This is a genomic window from Streptomyces sp. ACA25 (assembly GCF_028200735.1).
Taxonomy (GTDB): domain Bacteria; phylum Actinomycetota; class Actinomycetes; order Streptomycetales; family Streptomycetaceae; genus Streptomyces.
In genome coordinates this window covers 560,264-576,006 of sequence record NZ_JAQKPV010000002.1, presented here as the reverse complement: position 1 = coordinate 576,006, position 15,743 = coordinate 560,264, and the positions used below count along the sequence as shown (strand labels likewise).

14 protein-coding genes and 1 pseudogene are annotated in these 15,743 nt (G+C 74.2%); 6 read left to right on the top strand and 9 right to left on the bottom strand.

Annotated elements, in window-relative coordinates; genetic code table 11:
- From PJ985_RS06145 to purU, 3 genes and pseudogenes are all read left to right on the top strand, one after another.
- A pseudogene (locus PJ985_RS06145) lies at positions 1 to 955 on the top strand (hypothetical protein); the annotation flags it as partial.
- Positions 956 to 1,122: 167 nt separating this feature from the next.
- Positions 1,123 to 1,569, top strand: coding sequence for an SCO4402 family protein (locus PJ985_RS06140; protein ID WP_271682546.1), 447 nt, complete (start codon positions 1,123 to 1,125; stop codon positions 1,567 to 1,569).
- Between the two features lie 84 nt (positions 1,570 to 1,653).
- On the top strand, positions 1,654 to 2,517 hold the full coding sequence (gene purU, locus PJ985_RS06135) for a formyltetrahydrofolate deformylase (RefSeq protein WP_271682506.1): 864 nt from the start codon (positions 1,654 to 1,656) through the stop codon (positions 2,515 to 2,517).
- A gap of 55 nt (positions 2,518 to 2,572) precedes the next feature.
- Here the strand turns inward: purU and PJ985_RS06130 are convergent, their stop codons facing one another.
- A complete protein-coding gene (locus PJ985_RS06130) occupies positions 2,573 to 3,769 on the bottom strand; it encodes a zf-HC2 domain-containing protein (protein ID WP_271682505.1) in 1,197 nt (398 codons plus the stop codon).
- Positions 3,766 to 4,350 (bottom strand): RNA polymerase sigma factor, encoded by a 585-nt coding sequence (locus PJ985_RS06125; protein WP_333909833.1) that lies wholly within the window; start codon positions 4,348 to 4,350, stop codon positions 3,766 to 3,768. The genes PJ985_RS06130 and PJ985_RS06125 overlap by 4 nt, the downstream gene beginning before the upstream one ends.
- 232 nt (positions 4,351 to 4,582) lie before the next feature.
- Here PJ985_RS06125 and PJ985_RS06120 point away from each other — a divergent pair, with 232 nt between their 5' ends.
- Together PJ985_RS06120 and PJ985_RS06115 are read left to right on the top strand one after the other, a co-directional pair.
- Complete coding sequence (locus tag PJ985_RS06120; protein ID WP_271682504.1) at positions 4,583 to 4,957, top strand: STAS domain-containing protein; 375 nt, start codon at positions 4,583 to 4,585, stop codon at positions 4,955 to 4,957.
- 217 nt (positions 4,958 to 5,174) lie between these two features.
- Entirely contained in the window at positions 5,175 to 5,624 is a 450-nt protein-coding gene (locus PJ985_RS06115; RefSeq protein WP_271682503.1) for an ATP-binding protein, read from the top strand.
- Positions 5,625 to 5,668: 44 nt separating this feature from the next.
- Here the strand turns inward: PJ985_RS06115 and PJ985_RS06110 are convergent, their stop codons facing one another.
- Both PJ985_RS06110 and PJ985_RS06105 read right to left on the bottom strand, forming a co-directional pair.
- The gene (locus PJ985_RS06110; protein ID WP_271682502.1) at positions 5,669 to 6,886 is read right to left on the bottom strand and encodes a flavin-containing monooxygenase; all 1,218 of its coding nucleotides are present in this window, start codon (positions 6,884 to 6,886) and stop codon (positions 5,669 to 5,671) included.
- A 241-nt stretch (positions 6,887 to 7,127) separates the two neighbouring features.
- Positions 7,128 to 7,775, bottom strand: a complete 648-nt coding sequence (locus PJ985_RS06105) for a TetR family transcriptional regulator (RefSeq protein WP_271682501.1) — start codon at positions 7,773 to 7,775, stop codon at positions 7,128 to 7,130.
- Positions 7,776 to 8,101: 326 nt separating this feature from the next.
- On the opposite strand from PJ985_RS06105, the gene PJ985_RS06100 reads away from it, so the two are divergent.
- Positions 8,102 to 10,411 carry a serine/threonine-protein kinase gene (locus tag PJ985_RS06100; protein WP_271682544.1) on the top strand — a complete coding sequence of 770 codons (2,310 nt, stop codon included), beginning with the start codon at positions 8,102 to 8,104 and terminating at the stop codon, positions 10,409 to 10,411.
- Between the two features lie 101 nt (positions 10,412 to 10,512).
- Here PJ985_RS06100 and PJ985_RS06095 read toward each other — a convergent pair whose 3' ends face one another.
- The 5 genes from PJ985_RS06095 to PJ985_RS06075 are packed head-to-tail and all read right to left on the bottom strand — an operon-like array spanning position 10,513 to position 15,741.
- Positions 10,513 to 11,163 (bottom strand): TetR/AcrR family transcriptional regulator, encoded by a 651-nt coding sequence (locus PJ985_RS06095; protein WP_271682500.1) that lies wholly within the window; start codon positions 11,161 to 11,163, stop codon positions 10,513 to 10,515.
- A 9-nt stretch (positions 11,164 to 11,172) separates the two neighbouring features.
- Complete coding sequence (locus PJ985_RS06090) at positions 11,173 to 12,813, bottom strand: amidohydrolase (protein WP_271682499.1); 1,641 nt, start codon at positions 12,811 to 12,813, stop codon at positions 11,173 to 11,175.
- Positions 12,810 to 13,319, bottom strand: a complete 510-nt coding sequence (locus PJ985_RS06085; RefSeq protein WP_271682498.1) for an acyl-CoA thioesterase — start codon at positions 13,317 to 13,319, stop codon at positions 12,810 to 12,812. Before PJ985_RS06085 ends, PJ985_RS06090 begins: the two co-directional genes overlap by 4 nt.
- Positions 13,316 to 14,953, bottom strand: a complete 1,638-nt coding sequence (locus PJ985_RS06080; protein WP_271682497.1) for an AMP-binding protein — start codon at positions 14,951 to 14,953, stop codon at positions 13,316 to 13,318. Before PJ985_RS06080 ends, PJ985_RS06085 begins: the two co-directional genes overlap by 4 nt.
- The gene (locus PJ985_RS06075) at positions 14,950 to 15,741 is read right to left on the bottom strand and encodes an enoyl-CoA hydratase/isomerase family protein (RefSeq protein WP_271682496.1); all 792 of its coding nucleotides are present in this window, start codon (positions 15,739 to 15,741) and stop codon (positions 14,950 to 14,952) included. Before PJ985_RS06075 ends, PJ985_RS06080 begins: the two co-directional genes overlap by 4 nt.
- Positions 15,742 to 15,743: the final 2 nt, after the last annotated feature.

The following is a 15,743-nucleotide window of genomic DNA, read 5'->3' as shown; positions in this document are numbered from 1 at the left end:
CACGGGCTCTCCGCCGCAGCCGTTCCCCCACCACGGGCACGGTGCGTGGCCTCAGAGGGACGCCGATGCCACGGAGGTGATCCCGCCGGTGGTGGACGGCCCGCCGGGCCCGTACGGCACCCGGGAGACGTCCCTGGAGGCCACTGCGGCCATGCCGGTGGTGCCGGGGTTCGACAACCTGTACGACCGGCAGCCGGCTCCGGTGGCGGGCCCGCCCGGTCAGGGGCGGCCGTCCGGGGGGCGTGCCGCCGCGCGCCGGGCAGCTGCTCAGCGGCAGCGTCGCCGGCCGTCGCCCGTGGTGATCGGGGTGCTCGTGGTCACGGCCTGCGCGGTGGTCGGACTGGCCGCCGGGGCCGCCCTCAGCGGAGGTGATGGCGCCGCGGCGGAGGAGACCGAGGAGGGGACCACCGAGGAGATCGAGGGGCGCTCCCTGGACGGTGCGGGCCCCGGAAACGGCGAGACGGGGGCCGGTACGGACGAGAACGACGGCGAGGCCGCCGTCCGGGAACAGGCCGAACAGCTGTCGGAGCTGCTGGCGGACAGCAGTGGCAGCCGGGAGACGGTGATCCGCGCGGTGGGCGACGTCCAGGAATGCCGGAACCTCGACCAGGCCATCGAGGATCTGCGGGAGGCCGCCGGACAGCGCGAAGGGCTGGTCACCCGCCTCAACGCGCTCGATGTGGGGGCGCTGCCCGGCCACGCGGAGCTGGCCGAGGCCCTGACCGAGGCCTGGGAAGCGTCGGCGGAGGCCGACGAGCACTTTGCCGTGTGGGGTGAGGAGGCCCGGGACCGGAAGAAGGTCTGCCGCCGCGGCACTGCCCGGGCCACGGACAGCACGGGCCGGGCCTACCTGGCCAGCGGTGAGGCGACGGCGGCCAAGGAGCGGGCCGCCGCGCTGTGGAATCCGGTCGCACGTGAGCACGGGCTGCCGGAACGGCAGCCGGTCGAGCTGTGACCCCGGAGGAGAGCGCCCGGACGGTTCCGCTCCGGGGCACCGGCGGACAACCGGGAGATACCGGCGCAAACATCCGGGGCGTGGCACCGGCCGCCGGCGGGGAACGTACGATCGCTTCCGTGCAAGCTCCGGACAGCTCTTCCCGTCGCGGCCGTCGGTCCACCACCATGGGCGGCATGCCGCACAACGACATGCCCTGGTGGCGATGGCGCGCCCAGGTGCGCTCGGCCCTGCACATGCTCTCCGACCCGGTGTTCCAGCGGGACTGCTGGGCCGCCGGGGTGCCCGGCTACGGCGACATCACCGACGCCGTCTACCGCCTGGTAGAGGACACCTGGCTCGACAACTGGTCCGCCGAGAAGTACCTCGGCACCATCTTCCGGGACGCCCGGGAGGCCGCGCTGATCGACGCCGCGGTGCTGCGGATGCTGCGGATCATGCATCAGGTAGGTGCCGACGCGCCCGTCAGCGCCTACCTCCGGCACGAGGCCTGGCCGGAAGCGGTGCAGGCCGCCCGGGACGCGCACGTGCAGCTCGCGGTCAACGACGGTGAGGACCCCGATGTCCCCCCGCGTTCCCTGGACGAGCTGGCGGTGCTGCTGCGCTCCGTCTGAGCGGCGGCGCCCGGGCGGGAACCCGCTGACCGGCAGCCGGACGGGCAGCCGTCCGGACCCGCGGATGTGCCACGCTATGGCGTCATGGGTAACGCACCGTCCGACTCGTTCATCCTCACCCTCTCCTGCCCGGACCGGCTGGGCATCGTGCACGCCGTCTCCAGCTACCTGGTCACGACGGGCTGCAACATCGAGGAGAGCAAGCAGTTCAGCGACCACGACACCGGGCTGTTCTTCATGCGGGTGCGGTTCACCTCGAGAACCCCGGCCGACGTCAAACGGCTGCGGGACGGCTTCGCGGCGGTCGGCGACTCCTTCCGGATGGACTGGCAGCTGCACCCGGCGGACGAGCGGATGCGCATCGTCCTGCTGGTCAGCAAGTTCGGTCACTGCCTCAACGACCTGCTGTTCCGGGCCCGGAGCGGCGCGCTGCCGGTCGACATCGCCGCCGTGGTCTCCAACCACACCGACTTCGCCGAGCTCGCCGCCTCCTTCGGGATCCCCTTCCACCACGTACCGGTGACGCCGGACACCAAGGCGGCGGCCGAGGCCGAGCTGCTGCGGATCGTCCGGCAGGAGAGCGTCGAGCTGGTGGTCCTGGCCCGCTACATGCAGGTGATCTCCGACGACCTGTGCAAGCAGCTGTCCGGGCAGATCATCAACATCCACCACTCGTTCCTGCCGAGCTTCAAGGGTGCCAAGCCCTACCACCAGGCGCACGCCCGTGGCGTGAAGCTGATCGGTGCCACCGCGCACTACGTCACGGCCGAGCTCGACGAAGGGCCGATCATTGAGCAGGAGATCGAGCGGGTCGGTCACGAGCTCTCCCCGCAGCAGCTGGTCGCCGTCGGCCGGGACGTCGAATGCCAGGCACTGGCCCGCGCGGTGAAGTGGCACAGCGAGCGCCGGGTGCTGCTGAACGGGCACCGCACCGTGGTCTTCTCCTGACGGCAGCCGGCCTGCCCGCTGACGGAGCGGGCAGCCGGCGGCACCCCGGGCCCGGCTACAGGCGGGACAGGGCGGCGGTCGCCCGCAGGACGTCCCGGACGACCCGGTGATCACCCTCCTGGCCGGCCGCGGCGTCCTCCGGGGATATCCGGCCGGCGGCGAGCCGGCAGAAATCGGTGTCCTCCAGCGCCACGCGGGCCACCGCGTTCCGGGCCGCGGTGCGGGTGACGGCCGCGGCCGGGGAGTCCAGCGGGATGTACCAGTCGCCGCCGCCCCGGCCCTCCACCTCCACATGCACGGTGCGGCCGCAGTCCCCGGCGGGGATCAGCCGCCCCGGGGAATCCGCCCGGCCGGCCCGGCGCTGCTCGGCCAGCGCACCGGACAGCCGTCGCGCGGTGAGGTCGACGAACAGCCGCAGATGGCGGCCGGCCGGCGGTTCGTAGGGGTAGTCCACCGCCTCCGCGATGTCGCCGGCATGCACCCAGCAGGCGAGCGCCCGGCCGACGAACGCGTCGGACAACGGGCAGGGCTGCCCGTCGTACGGCACCGTGAGCCGGGTCCGGCCACCGGCCTCGGCAGCCGCCCGCACCAGGCTCCAGGACTGGGCCCGCCAGATCCGCCGGGACTCCCGCGGCCCGCCGTCCGTGCCGGCCCCGCTGCTCCGGGCAATGTCCGGCCGGGCGGCGGCCCAGCGGGCCTCGGTGCGGGCCACCGCCGCACGCGGCGCGCCGGCCCCGAGCGGATCCGGCAGCTCCAGCGCCCGGGCCGGCAGGCCGTCCACCGCGAGCAGGTGGTCCAGCACCCCCTCGACGGTGGTCCACCGCTCCGTCGCGGTGTCCGCGATGTACCAGCGCAACCGCACCGGTGCCCGCCACTCCGCCTCCGCCATGTCGTCCAGCAACGCGTCCAGGCGGGCGGTCTCCGCGTCGTAGGGCTCGGCCCAGAAGGGCACCGGCACCCGGGCGGACCGGCGTGACAGGCAGCTCCGCAGCACCCGTGACCGCAGCCCCGGGGCGATGTCGAGGCTGCGGCGCGGCTCCAGCAGATCGGCGGCCTCCCGCAGCCGGCGGCCTTCCGCCGCGCACGGCGGGCAGCCGGCCAGGTGCCGGTCAACGGCGCCCGCCTCCTCCCTGGTGCACGCGGCCAGCGCCCAGGCACCCAGCAGTGCCCGCAGCTCCGGTGGGCATGGTGCGTCCCCGGCGGGCGGCCCTTCGCCGCTCCCCTGCTCGGGGGCGACCCCGTGCGCTGTCACGGCTCGCCCTCCGCTGCGGGGCCGGCCGGGTAGTCCCCTGCGGTCGAGAGCAGCTGCAGACCGAGCCGCAGCCGCGACCTGGCCTCCGCCGCGGTGATGCCGAGCTCCTCGGCCACCTGGTGGCAGTCCCGCTGCTGGAACCGGGCCAGCTCCAGAGCGTCGCGGAGCGGTGCGGGCATCGAGGTCACGATGTAGTCGGCCCGGGCGGCGGTGGAGGCGGCGCGCAACTGCCGGGCCAGCCGCTCCGGTGCACCCCTCGCCCCGTCCCTCCCGCGCAGACACTCCAGCGCCCTCCGGTGGGCCTCGGTGGCCACCCACGACCGCAGCGGCCCCTCGGCCGGGTCGTAGCGTTCCGGGGACTCCCACAGGGAGCAGAAGAGCTCCTGGACGGTGTGCTCGGTGAGGGTCTCGTCCTCCAGAATCCGCTGCGCGATGCTGTGGGCGAGGGTGCTGAACCGGTCGTAGAGCTCGGCGAGCGCCGCGGCCTCGCCGGCCCGCAGCCGCTCCCGCAGGGTGCGGTCCCAGTGGCGCGGCGTCTCGTGCGCCATGGCGGCTCTCGCCTTTTCCGTGCTCCCCGGCATGAGCCAAATGTAGTGCGCCGCGGGGTCCCGGAGGGGCGTTCCCGGGGTGCTTCCCGGCCTTCGCGCAGCTCCCGGTCCGCGTGCCACAGGGTGCACGGGACGGCCGGGGCAGGCGTGCCGGGCCGGAAAGTGGGCAGGCCGGGAGGAGGGCCGGAAGGAGGGCCCGGCATAGAGTGGAGTCGGTGGGCCGTGCCGGTCCGGTATGACCGAGAGGGTAAGGGGCTGCGCTTACGTGTCGTTGAAAGTTCTGGCGGAGCACCGGGGTGAATGGGCGGTGCTGCGGGTCAGCGGAGAGCTCGACCTGGTCACCTCGCCATCGGTGCGCCAGCGCGTCCACGCCGCGGTGGCCGACGGGGACCGGAACCTGGTCCTCGACCTTTCGGACGTGATGTTCTGCGACTCCAGCGGGGTCGGGGTGCTGATCGCGGCGCGGCGGCTGATGCGCTCCTGCGCCGGGCAGCTGCGTCTCATCCTCCCCGCGCAGGGAGCCGAGGACGGCTCGCACGTCAACCGGGTGCTGGCCGCGCTCGGGGTGCGCCGGCTCTTCGACTGCTTCCCCGACGTGGAGGCCGCGGTGGACACCGCGGCCCAGCCGCTGCCTGCTTGACCGCCGTCCGGCCCGCCCGGGATGCCGGGTGTTCGACTGAGCGTGCCGGCTCTCGTACAGCGGCAGCACGCGTACTCCTTTGCGCCGGAATATGCCTGAAGTGCTTGTTGCCCGGCTTCCGGGTCGTCCATGCTGGCCGCACCGCGGGACAGCGGTGTCGTACCCGGGCGAGCCCTGGTGAGAGGCGAAGTTTCCGCCGGTTCGGATGGTGTGAACGGTGCAGTTGCTGCACACACAGTTGGAGGTCGGGCCGGAGCCCATCGAGGTCGGCAGGGCCCGGAAGTGGGTGAGGGCGCAGCTCGACGCGGTGTTTCCCGTGCCGGACGGACGCCGGGCCGAGACCCTGGTGCTGCTCGTCTCCGAGCTGGTGACCAACGCGGTGGTGCACACCGGGCGCCCGGCCGTGCTGCGCCTGGGGCTGGGGCTGCCCGAGCCGGGAGCCGCCGGGACGATGCGGCTGGAGGTGGTCGACGGCAGCAGCCGGCCGCCGCAACGACGCTCCGCGGGCGGTGACGACACGGGCGGACGCGGGCTCGAGCTCGTGGAGCTGCTCGCCGACCGCTGGGGCTGGCACCGGGAAGGGTCCGGCAAACGGGTGTGGTGCGAGATCGACTGGCCGGCGGGCGGTGGCCGGCGGAGCCGGCATCCGTCCCCGGCCGTTTTCTGATCACCGGAGCCCGCGGGAGTCCCCGCCCGCCCGGCGGCGCGGTGTCACGCGACCGGGAGGTCCTTGCCGGGCTGCGCGCCGCCGTCGGCCTCCCCGGACGCCGTGGTGGCGGGGCCGTGGCCGGCCGTCCGGCGGATCTCCTCGGCGATCCTCGCGGCGTCCCGGCCGAGTTCGCGCAGCATCCCGCTGAGGGGGTTGGTGTAGCCGGTGAAGTGCAGCGCGGGGGCGGCCGGATGGGTGTCCCCGCCGTGCACCAGCGGCAGACCCCGGCCGTCCAGCACTCCCAGGTGCCCGACCAGCGGCTCCAGTCCGCGCCGGTAGCCCGTGGCGGCGATCACCACCTCGGGGCTGAGGGTCTCCCCACCGGCGAGGAGTACCTTGTCGCCGTCGAAGGCCTCCACCGCGTGCACCGGTTCGACGAGCCCGCGCCGCACGGCCCGTACCAGGCCGGTGTCCTGCACCGGGATGGCGCCCTCCCGTGCCCGCGAGTAGAGGCCGGTGTCCGGCCGGGGAAGCCCGCGGTCCGTCAGGTCGGGGAGCAGGCGGGCCAGTGGGCGGGCTGCCCGGTCCACCACCCGGACGGGCAGCCGTCGGCAGAGAATCCCGGTGGCCTGCGCGGGCCAGCCGAGCGTGGAGCGGCGCACGATGTGCGGCGGTGTGCGGACCGCCAGCCGCACCCGGCCCGCGCCCTCGGCGGCCAGCTCGGCGGCGATCTCGGCACCGGTGTTGCCGGCGCCGACGACGAGCACGTCCTTCCCGGCGAAAGGGCCGGCGTTGCGGTAGTCCCGGGCGTGCAGCAGCTCGCCGGTCCAGGTCTCCCGGCCGGGCCAGTCCGGCAGGTGCGGGGTGTGGCTGTAGCCGGTGGCCACCACCACGGCCGAGGCCCGCAGCTCCCGGCCTCCGTTCGCCCGCAGCAGCCAGCGGCCCGTCCCCCCGGCAGCTTCGATGCGGGACACCTCCACTCCGGTGGCCAGCTCGATCCGGTAGTACCTGGCGTAGCTCCGCAGGTAGTGGACGTAGTCGTCCCGGCTCACCCAGCGGCCCGCGGAGCGGGGGATGGGCAGCCCGGGCAGTGCCGACCATCGGCGGGTGGTGTGCAGGCGGAGCCGGTCGTAGCGGTCGCGCCAGGCGGCGCCGGCCCCGCTGCCCTTCTCCACGACGATCGTGCGGACACCCCGCTCGGTCAGGGCGGCCGCGGTGGCGAGCCCACCGGGCCCTGCTCCGATGACGTGGACGGGGGCGGGCGTGTCGGAAATGGGCATGCTCATGAGCATACGCATGGGCCCGCTCCCCGGTGGGGGAGCGGGCCCATGCGGAGCTGCGGCGACGATCGCACCGTTCGGTCCGGGTGCGGTGAGGGGCCCAGGAAGCCGGCTGTACCGGGGCCGGGCTGCGGGCCCCGGCGCCGGGGCGCCGGCCGGGCGAGGTCAGCGGAACGGACAGGTGGGGCACCGGGCGGGCCGCACTCCGGTGACAGGAGCCGGGTGGCGGCCGCCCGGCCCGTCACTTCGCGGGCTTCCTGCCGGTGACGCCGAGGTGGACGAACAGCGCCAGGGTGGTCTTGAGGTCGGTTTGCTTGGCGCCGAGCATCTGCAGGGTCTTGGGCTGCGCGGCCACCCCGGAGAGCATGGCGGTCACGGTGCCGGCCACCGCCGCCGGGCTGGTGTCCTTGTCCACCCGCCCCCGGTTCCGCAGGTCGTCCACCGACTCCGTCAGCGGTTTGGCCACGGCGCCCTGGATTTTCGACCGCAGTTTGACGAACCGCCGGTCCCCCTCCGCCGCGCCGAGGTCGATGACCCGCAGGATCGCGTCGTGCTTGCGCCAGAAGCTGAGGAAGCCGTCGACGAGCTCCTCCGCGGTCTGCCGCCCTGCCCGCCCGGCCCAGGAGCGTCCGGCGACCAGCTCGGAGAGCTCGGCGCTCTCCGTGACGGCATCCTCCGCGATCTCCAGAACAGCGGCTTCCACGTCGGGGAAGTACTGGTAGAAGGTCGCCGGTGAGGTGCCCGCCTTGCGGGCGATGTCGATGACCTTGACCTCGCGGTAGGGGGACGAGCCGAGCATTTTCCCTAGGCAGTCGAGCAGCTTCTGCCGCGTTGCCTGACCTCGACGGCCGGCCACCCGGCCGTCGACAGTCGTCACATGTCCTGTCATGCCGTCAGCTTATCGACCGATGATCACCGCGCGATTTGTCCGCATCCGAACGGGGGTGACCCCCGCTCCGACGGCCCCGGGACACGTCCGTAAGGCGGTGGCACCCGGCGTCGGCGAGGTGAACACCCGGCGCCCGCCGCCGTCCGGGTGAGGATGCCCGCGCGGGCGCGCGTCTGCTGCGACACGCCGCTTCCGGTGCCCCTGGATTCGCAACTGTCGCCCCTGCCAGGAAGAATCGGCCCTCGAGGACCGCAGGGGCCCGTCGGCAATGAGATGCTGCACGGGGGTGGCATGCGGAGCACCCTGACGGGGAGGTGGCAGAACACGTGGTGGAGCAGCTGACGCAGCACGATCCGCGACGGATCGGGCCGTTCGAGGTGCTCGGCCGGCTCGGCTCCGGAGGCATGGGGCTGGTCTACCTGGCCCGTTCGGCCTCCGGCCGCCGCGTGGCGATCAAGACCGTGCGCACCGAGCTGGCCGAGGATCAGCTGTTCCGGGTCCGGTTCACCCGTGAGGTGGAGGCCGCGCGGGCGGTCAGCGGCTTCTACACCGCCGCGGTCGTCGACGCCGACCCGCGCGCCGCCGTGCCGTGGCTCGCGACCGCCTATGTGCCCGCCCCCTCCCTGGAGGAGATCGTCAGCGAGTGCGGCCCGGTGCCGCCGCAGGCCGTGCGCTGGCTGGCGGCCGGCATCGCGGAAGCCCTGCAGTCCATTCACGGTGCCGGTCTGGTGCACCGCGACCTGAAGCCGTCGAACGTGCTGGTGGTCGAGGACGGCCCGCGCGTCATCGACTTCGGTATCGCCTCCGGGGTGTCCAACACCCGGCTCACCATGACCAACGTCGCCGTGGGAACCCCGGCCTACATGTCGCCCGAGCAGGCCAGGGACTCCCGCGGGGTCACCGGGGCCAGCGACATCTTCTCGCTCGCCTCCACGCTGGTCTACGCCGCCACCGGGCACGCGCCCTTCCACGGGGCGAATCCGGTGGAGACCGTTTTCATGCTGCTGCGCGACGGCCCGGACCTGGAGGGCCTGCCTGACGAGCTGCGTTCGCTCATCGACGCCTGCATGCGGCCGTCACCGGAGGACCGGCCGTCACCGGCCGATCTGCAGGCCCTGCTCGCTCCGCACCTGTTCGCCTCGGGGGACGACAGCGGGACGGCCTCCGCCTGGCTGCCGCCAGGGGCCGTCGCCCTGATCGAGCGCCGCCGGGGAGGCCGGTCGAGGTATCCCGCCCCGCCCGCCCCGGATTCCGCGTCCCCGCCGCCTCCCCCGCCCGCCTCGCCGGTGCAGCACCCGGAGCGCGCGGCGCTGACCGGTGTCCGTTCCGCGCCGGGTGCGCCGCTGACCGCGCCTCCGCCGGACGATCGGGACGGCACGGTGCGGCTGATCGGTGCCGGGGAGCCGGCCGGTCCCGTCCTGTCCCGCGGCGAGTCGCCGGACCCTCCCGCGACGCCGAGCTGGTCGCGCCCGCCCGGCGGTGCCGTCGTCCCGTGCGTGGCGACGCCCGCCGCTCCGTCCCGCTGGCGGCCGTGGCGGTTCCGGATGGCGAACGACCTGTGGGGCACCCCGGTGGTCCGTGACGGTCTGCTGTACGTCACCTCGTTCGAAGTACACGTCCTCGACGTGGTCAGCGGGCGGCGGCAGTTCAAGACGCGGGAGGTTGCCTGGTCGATGGCGGTGAGCGGTGGGCGGGTGCTCGCCTCCGACGGCCCGAGCCTCTACGCGCTGGACTCCACCGACGGATCGGACCGCTGGCGGCTGGCCACCGACTCCTGGATCTACTCGCTGCGGGCGGAGCGCGGCACCGTCGTCACCGGAAGCCGGGGAGGCGGGGTGCAGGCGTGGGAGGCAGGCAACGGCGAGCAGCTGTGGGAGCTGTCCGGCGCCCAGACCGACTTCGAGGCGCCCGACACCGGCCCCGTCATCCACGACGGCACCGTCTACACCTGGGGGGACGGCGAGCTGTACGCCCTGGAGGCGCGCACCGGTGCCGAGCAGTGGCGCCATACGGTGGGTGACGCCGCGACGACCGGCGGGGTGCCCGTGCGCGTGCTGCCCGCGCAGAACGGCGTGGTGTACGTGAGTGCCGGTTCCCGGGTGCTCGCCCTGGACCTGCGCACCGGCGCGGAGCGCTGGCGCTTCGACGCCCCGGCGGCCGTGCTCTGCCCGCCGACCTACGCCGTGGGGCGCGCAGGCGGCCCCGCGGGCCTCTTCTTCGCCGACTATCTCGGCACCGTCTACGCCCTCGACCCGGGCACCGGGGACCACCGGTGGCGGATCGCCACCGAGGCCCGGCAGTCCGCCGAGCCGGTCGTGGTGGCCGACGGTCTGGTGCATCTGGGGAGCGGCAGCGCCATGTACACGCTGGACGCGGTCAGCGGCACCCCGCGGTGGCGGTTCGGTGCGCAGGACACCATCGTGGGCTCCCCGGTCGTCACCGGAGGCCGGGTGCACTTCGGCTCCGAGGACCACTGCCTCTACACGGTGGGCGCCGTCGGCGGCCGGCTCAGCTGGAAGCTGGAGACAGGCGGAGCGATCACCGGAACCCCGGCTGCCGCCGACGGCATGATCTTCGCCAGCAGCAAGGACCGCTGCGTCTACGCACTCGACGCCGCCCGGGGCACCCGCCAGTAGCGGCGCGCCACCGGGCGAACCGGCCCGGCCGTCCCGTCGCCGTCGACCACCGGGCCGGCTGCGCCGAGGGCGCGGGCAGGCTCAGCGGCCTAAGTGCCGGCTCAGCCGTCTTCCCGGACGACCAGGTCACGGAACCAGGCGATCGGCGGAAGGTTCAGGTCCGCGAGACGGACCCGGTGGCCGTCCTGCCGGGCGTCCGTCTGGGCGAGCACCAGGTCGGTGTGCAGCGCCGCCACCTGCTCCTGGCTCAGCTGCCCCTTGTCGGAGTACCAGTAGGCGACCCCCGTGCACATCGCGAGCAGCGCGAGCCGGGTGACCCGGACATCGGGCACCGACATGGTGTCCGAGGCCGCCCCCTCCACGAGCTGGCGGCCCCACATCTCCTCGTACTCGTCCCGGAGCGACACCACCGACTCCCGGTTCTCCGGACCGAGAGAGCGCAATTCCCGGTCCACGACGACGGTTTCGGTCCGGCGCAGGCCGTGCGCGAGCACATGCATGAGGGTCAGCGCGGCCAGCCTCTCGACCGGCGTGTGGACCTGGGCGAGGACGGTGCGGGCGTCGGCGTTCAGCCGCTCCAGCGACTCCCGCATGAGCCGGACCAGCAGATCTTCCTTGCGGTCCATGTAGTGGTAGATGGTGGCCAGGGAGACCCCCGCCCCGGCGGCGAGATCCCGGATGCCGGTCGCCTGGAAGCCGCGGGTGGCGAACAGCTCCAGGGCGCTGGACCGAAGACGCGCGTACGAGGACATGAGCCCACCCTAAGTCAGTATGCCGAGGTCATGAACGGCGCGGCCGCCCACCACGGTCGCCAGGACGGTGAGGTGCGGAAGGTCGTCGAGGGGTACCCGCGTGGGGTCCCGTTCGAGCACGGTGAAGTCCGCCAGATATCCCTCGCCGAGCATCCCCCGGGACCGTTCCGCGTGCGCGGCGCGGGCCGATCCGTAGGTGTAGCCGCGCAGGGCCGTCTCCACATCGACGCGTTCCTCCGGGGCCAGCACCCGGCCGCCGAGGGTGCGCCGGGTCACCAGGGTGTGCACGTTCGCCAGCGGGGCGCCGGTGACCACCGGACGGTCGGAGCTGCCGGGGACCTCCACACCGCGGTCGGTGAAGCTGCGCACCCGGTAGCACCAGCCGGTGCGCTCCGGCCCGAGGGCGTCGGCCATGCCGTCCCCGGCCTCCCGCACCAGCGAACCCTGCGGCACCGGGATCACCCCGAGCCGGACGATGCGCTCGACCTGCTCCGGAGAGGTGACCGCGCAGTGCTCGATCCGGTGCCGCGGGTCGGACCGGGGGTGCCGCCGCTGCGCTTCGGCGTATGCGGCCAGCACCACGTCCACGGCCCGGTCGCCGATGGCGTGCGTGGCCACCTGCCAGCCTGCCCGGTGCGCGGCGATGATCGTCTCGGTGAGCCGGTCCTCGTCGTCCTGCAGGAAGCCGCGGTTGCCGGGGTCGTCGGCGAAGTCGCAGCACATCGCGGACGTGCGGCCGAGGAGGGAGCCGTCGGAGAACACCTTGACCGCGCCGAGCCGGAGCCGGTCGTCGCCGAAGCCGGTGCGGATGCCCAGGTCGATGCCGGACCGGTACGGATCGTCACGGTGCGCGTCGAGCGGGTGCAGCACATCGGAGGCCACCATGAGGGTGACCCGCTGGAGCAGCAGGTCCTCGTCCCCGGCCTGCTGGTACGCGGCGACTTCGACGCCGCTGTGCCCGATCCAGCCGCCGCCGATGCCTGCCTCCTGCACCGAGGTGATCCCCTCGGCGGCGTAGTCCCGGGCGGCGGCACCGAGAGCGCGGACCAGTTGGCCGGCAGCGAACGGGAAGAGCAGGCCGCGCACCAGCTCCTGGGCGCGTTCCTGGAGCAGACCGGTGGGTGCGCCGGAGGCGTCGCGCACGATGCGTCCCCCGGCCGGGTCCGGGGCGGCGGTGGCCCCGGAGAGGTCGAGAACCCGGGAGTTGACCACGCACATGTGCCCGCTGGTGTGCTTGAGCCACACCGGGTGGTGCGGCGCCGCACGGTCCAGCCGGGCCGCGGTGGGATGCCCGCCGGCCATCCGGTTCTGGTCGTACCCGGCACCGATGATCCACTCGCCGGGCCGCCGCCGGGCCGCCTCCCGGGCCACTTGCGCGTAGACGTCGCCGACATCGCGCACCCGGCCCGGGCCGAGATCGAGCTCGGTCCGGTTCATGCCGTACCAGGCCATGTGGTTGTGGGCGTCGTGGAAGCCGGGCAGCACGCACCGGCCGCCGAGGTCGACTGTGCGGGCCGCGGCCAGACCGGCGACCTCGTCCCCGCCGACCGCCACCAGCCGGTCGCCCAGGGTCGCGAACGCGGTGGCACGGGGGCGTCCGGGATCCATGGTCAGCACGACGGCGTTGCGGTAGACGACGTCGGCCCTCACCGGGCGGCCTCTCCGGCGGACCCGGCTGGGTCCGTTCCGGCCGGGAGTGCGGCGAGCCCGGCGCGCAGCCGCTCGCGGAACTCCGTACTCCAGGGCCGGGGACGGCGCGTCGCCCGGTCGATGTGCACCACGGTGCGGACCCCTTCGGCGAGCACCTGCCCGCCCGCGCCGCCGGTGACGGTGAACCTCAGGGTCAGGCTCGTCCGTCCCAGGCTCTCCACCTGCTGTTCGATCGTCAGCGGACCGGGCCGGTCCAGCGGGCGGCTGAAGGTGACCCGCACGCCGGCCACCACGTGGTGGCGCTCCGGGCGGATCCCGGGATCGGGGTCGTAGCCGTATCCCAGGGAGTCCAGCAGCGCGCTGAAGGCACGCTCGGCGTGCACGAGAAACCGGGAGTGGTGCAGCACGCCGAGCGCGTCGAGCTCGTCCCAGGCGACACCGGTGGTGGTCCGGAAGCAGCCGGGCAGGCTCTCCGGGCGGTCGGTGCGGCGGTCGTCGGGGGTCACCGCTGTCCTCCTTCCCCGGGCGTCGTGGCCCCGGGCGTCGTGGTCCCGGAGGACGTCGTGGTGCCGGTCGTCGCGTCCCAGCACGGGCCGCGGTCGGCCCGCAACTCGCCCTTGGCCACCCGTTCGGACGGGGTGGTGGGCAGTCCGTCCCGCACACACCAGTAGCGGGGAACCTTGAACGGAGCCAGCCGGGCCCGGCAGAAGTCCAGCAGGGCGGTGGGCTCCGGGGGCCCGGAGCCCGCGGGCACGAGGAAGACCTTCACCTCCTCGCCGCGGACCGGGTCCGGTTCGGGCACCACCGCGGCGAGGCGCACCCCCGGGTGGGTTTCGAGGACGGCCTCGACCTCCCGCGCGGACACGTTCTCCCCGGACCGGCGCACCATGTCCTTGGCCCGGCCGAGGTAGAAGATCCGGCCGGAGGCGTCCGCCCGCACCCGGTCCCCGCTGTGCAGACGTCCGGAACGCAGGACCTGCGCGGTGGCCTCGGGCTGCCGCCAGTAACCGTGCATCAGCCCGGTCCCGGAGATCACCAGTTCACCCGGCTCGCCCGGGGGCACGGGCCGGCCGGTGGAGTCCAGGACCTCGGCCCGCTTGCCGGGCTGCGGCCGTCCGATGCATCCGGTGCCGACGGTGTCGTCGTGGTCCTGCGGGGTGACGATGAGATCGGCGCCGGTCTCGGTCATGCCGAACGCCTCGTACCAGGGCACCCCCCAGCGTTCCTCCAGCGCCCGGTGCCGGTCGGTGGGGATGCCGGAGGCCAGCACCGCCCGCACCCGGTGGTCCCGGTCCCGGGCGTCTGCGGGCCGGGCCAGCAGGGCGGCGGGCATCATGCCCAGGCAGTAGAAGACCGTCACCTCGTGTGCGCGGAGGTCGGACCACATCCGGCTTGCGCTGAACCGGTCGGCCACGACCAGCCGGGCGCCCGCGTGCAGCGCGGCGGCGACGTTCCACTGCGGGTCCAGGTAGCTGAACGGCTGGGCGGTGTAGAGCACATCCGTGGCGTCCAGGCGGGGAAAGTTGACCCGCAGGGCGTGCGCGAGGGTGAGCCAGTACCGGTGGCTCAGCATGCACCCCTTGGGCAGCCCGGTCGTGCCGGAGGTGTACTGCAGGTTCACCAGGTCGTCCGGCGCCGCAACGTCGTGCTCGGCCGGTTCGGGCGGGGCCGCGCCGGCCGCACCGTCCTCCGCGGGCGCGCCGGCCGTCAGGTCGTCGGCGAGCAGGATGGTGAGCGGGACGGCCGCCTCGGTGGCGGCGGCCCCGAGCAGGTCCGCGTGCGCGGCGGTGGTGACGGCCAGCCGCGGTTCCGCGTCCCTCAGCAGGTGGGCGGCGTCGGCGCTCCTGGTCTGGGTGTTGACCGGGACGACGACCCGCCCCGACCGGGCCGCGGCCAGCCACACCAGCGGCCACTCGGGCACGTTGGGCAGCATGACCGCCACCCGGTCACCCGGGGAGGTGAGGCCGCGGAGCCGGGCGGCGACCCGGTCGACCGCCGCGTCGATCGCGGTGAACGTCCAGGTCTGCCGGGCGGCGTGCGGGAACACCCAGGCCACCCGGTCGCCGTGGTCCCGGGCCGCCCGGGAGAGCAGGGCGCCGAGGGTCGGCGGGGCGGCGGGCACCGGCGGGCCGCCCGTCACGTGGTCCTCCGTCCGTGACGCGGCACCGCACCGGGGCCGGGGGTGCCGGTCCCGACGACCCGCATGGACAGATCCACCTCCATGGCGAGTGCCTCCTCCAGCCCGGCGCCCAGACCGCGGTCGAGGGACTCCTTGGCGAGGGCGAGGGACACCGGAGGCTTCTCCAGCAGTTTCCCGGCCAGCGCGAGCGCCCGTTGCCGCTGTTCCCCGGCCGGTACGACCTCGTTCACCAGCCCCCATTCGCGGGCCTCCTCGGCGGTGAAGACGGTGCCGGTCATCAGCAGGTACTTGGCGCGCTGCGGTCCGAGGACCGCGGCGAGCAGCTGGGACACCCCGTTGGTGACGGTGAGCCCGACCTCCACCTCGGGGAAGGAGAACCGGGTGTACTCGGCAGCCACGACCAGGTCGCAGGCCAGGGTCCATTCGCAGCCCGCGCCGACGGCCCAGCCGTGGACCGCCGCGATCACCGGCACCGGGCTGCGCTTGATCGTCCGGGTGACGTCCTGCAGGCGTTCCAGCCGCTCCCGGGCGGCCAGCGGGCCCTCCGTCGCGGTGGGTTCCTTGAGGTCGTGGCCGCTGCAGAACGCCCGGCCCGCCCCGGTGAGCACGATGACCCGCGCATCCTCCTCCACGGCCCGTCGCAGAGCCGCGACCAGCTGACGGTTCACCGCGTCGGTGACCGCGTTGAGACGGTCCGGGCGGTGCAGTTCGATCACCGCCACCGGGCCGAGCGTCTCGTACCGCACCAGGTCCTGGCCGGTGTGCCCCGTCTCCGTCACTGTCACCATGC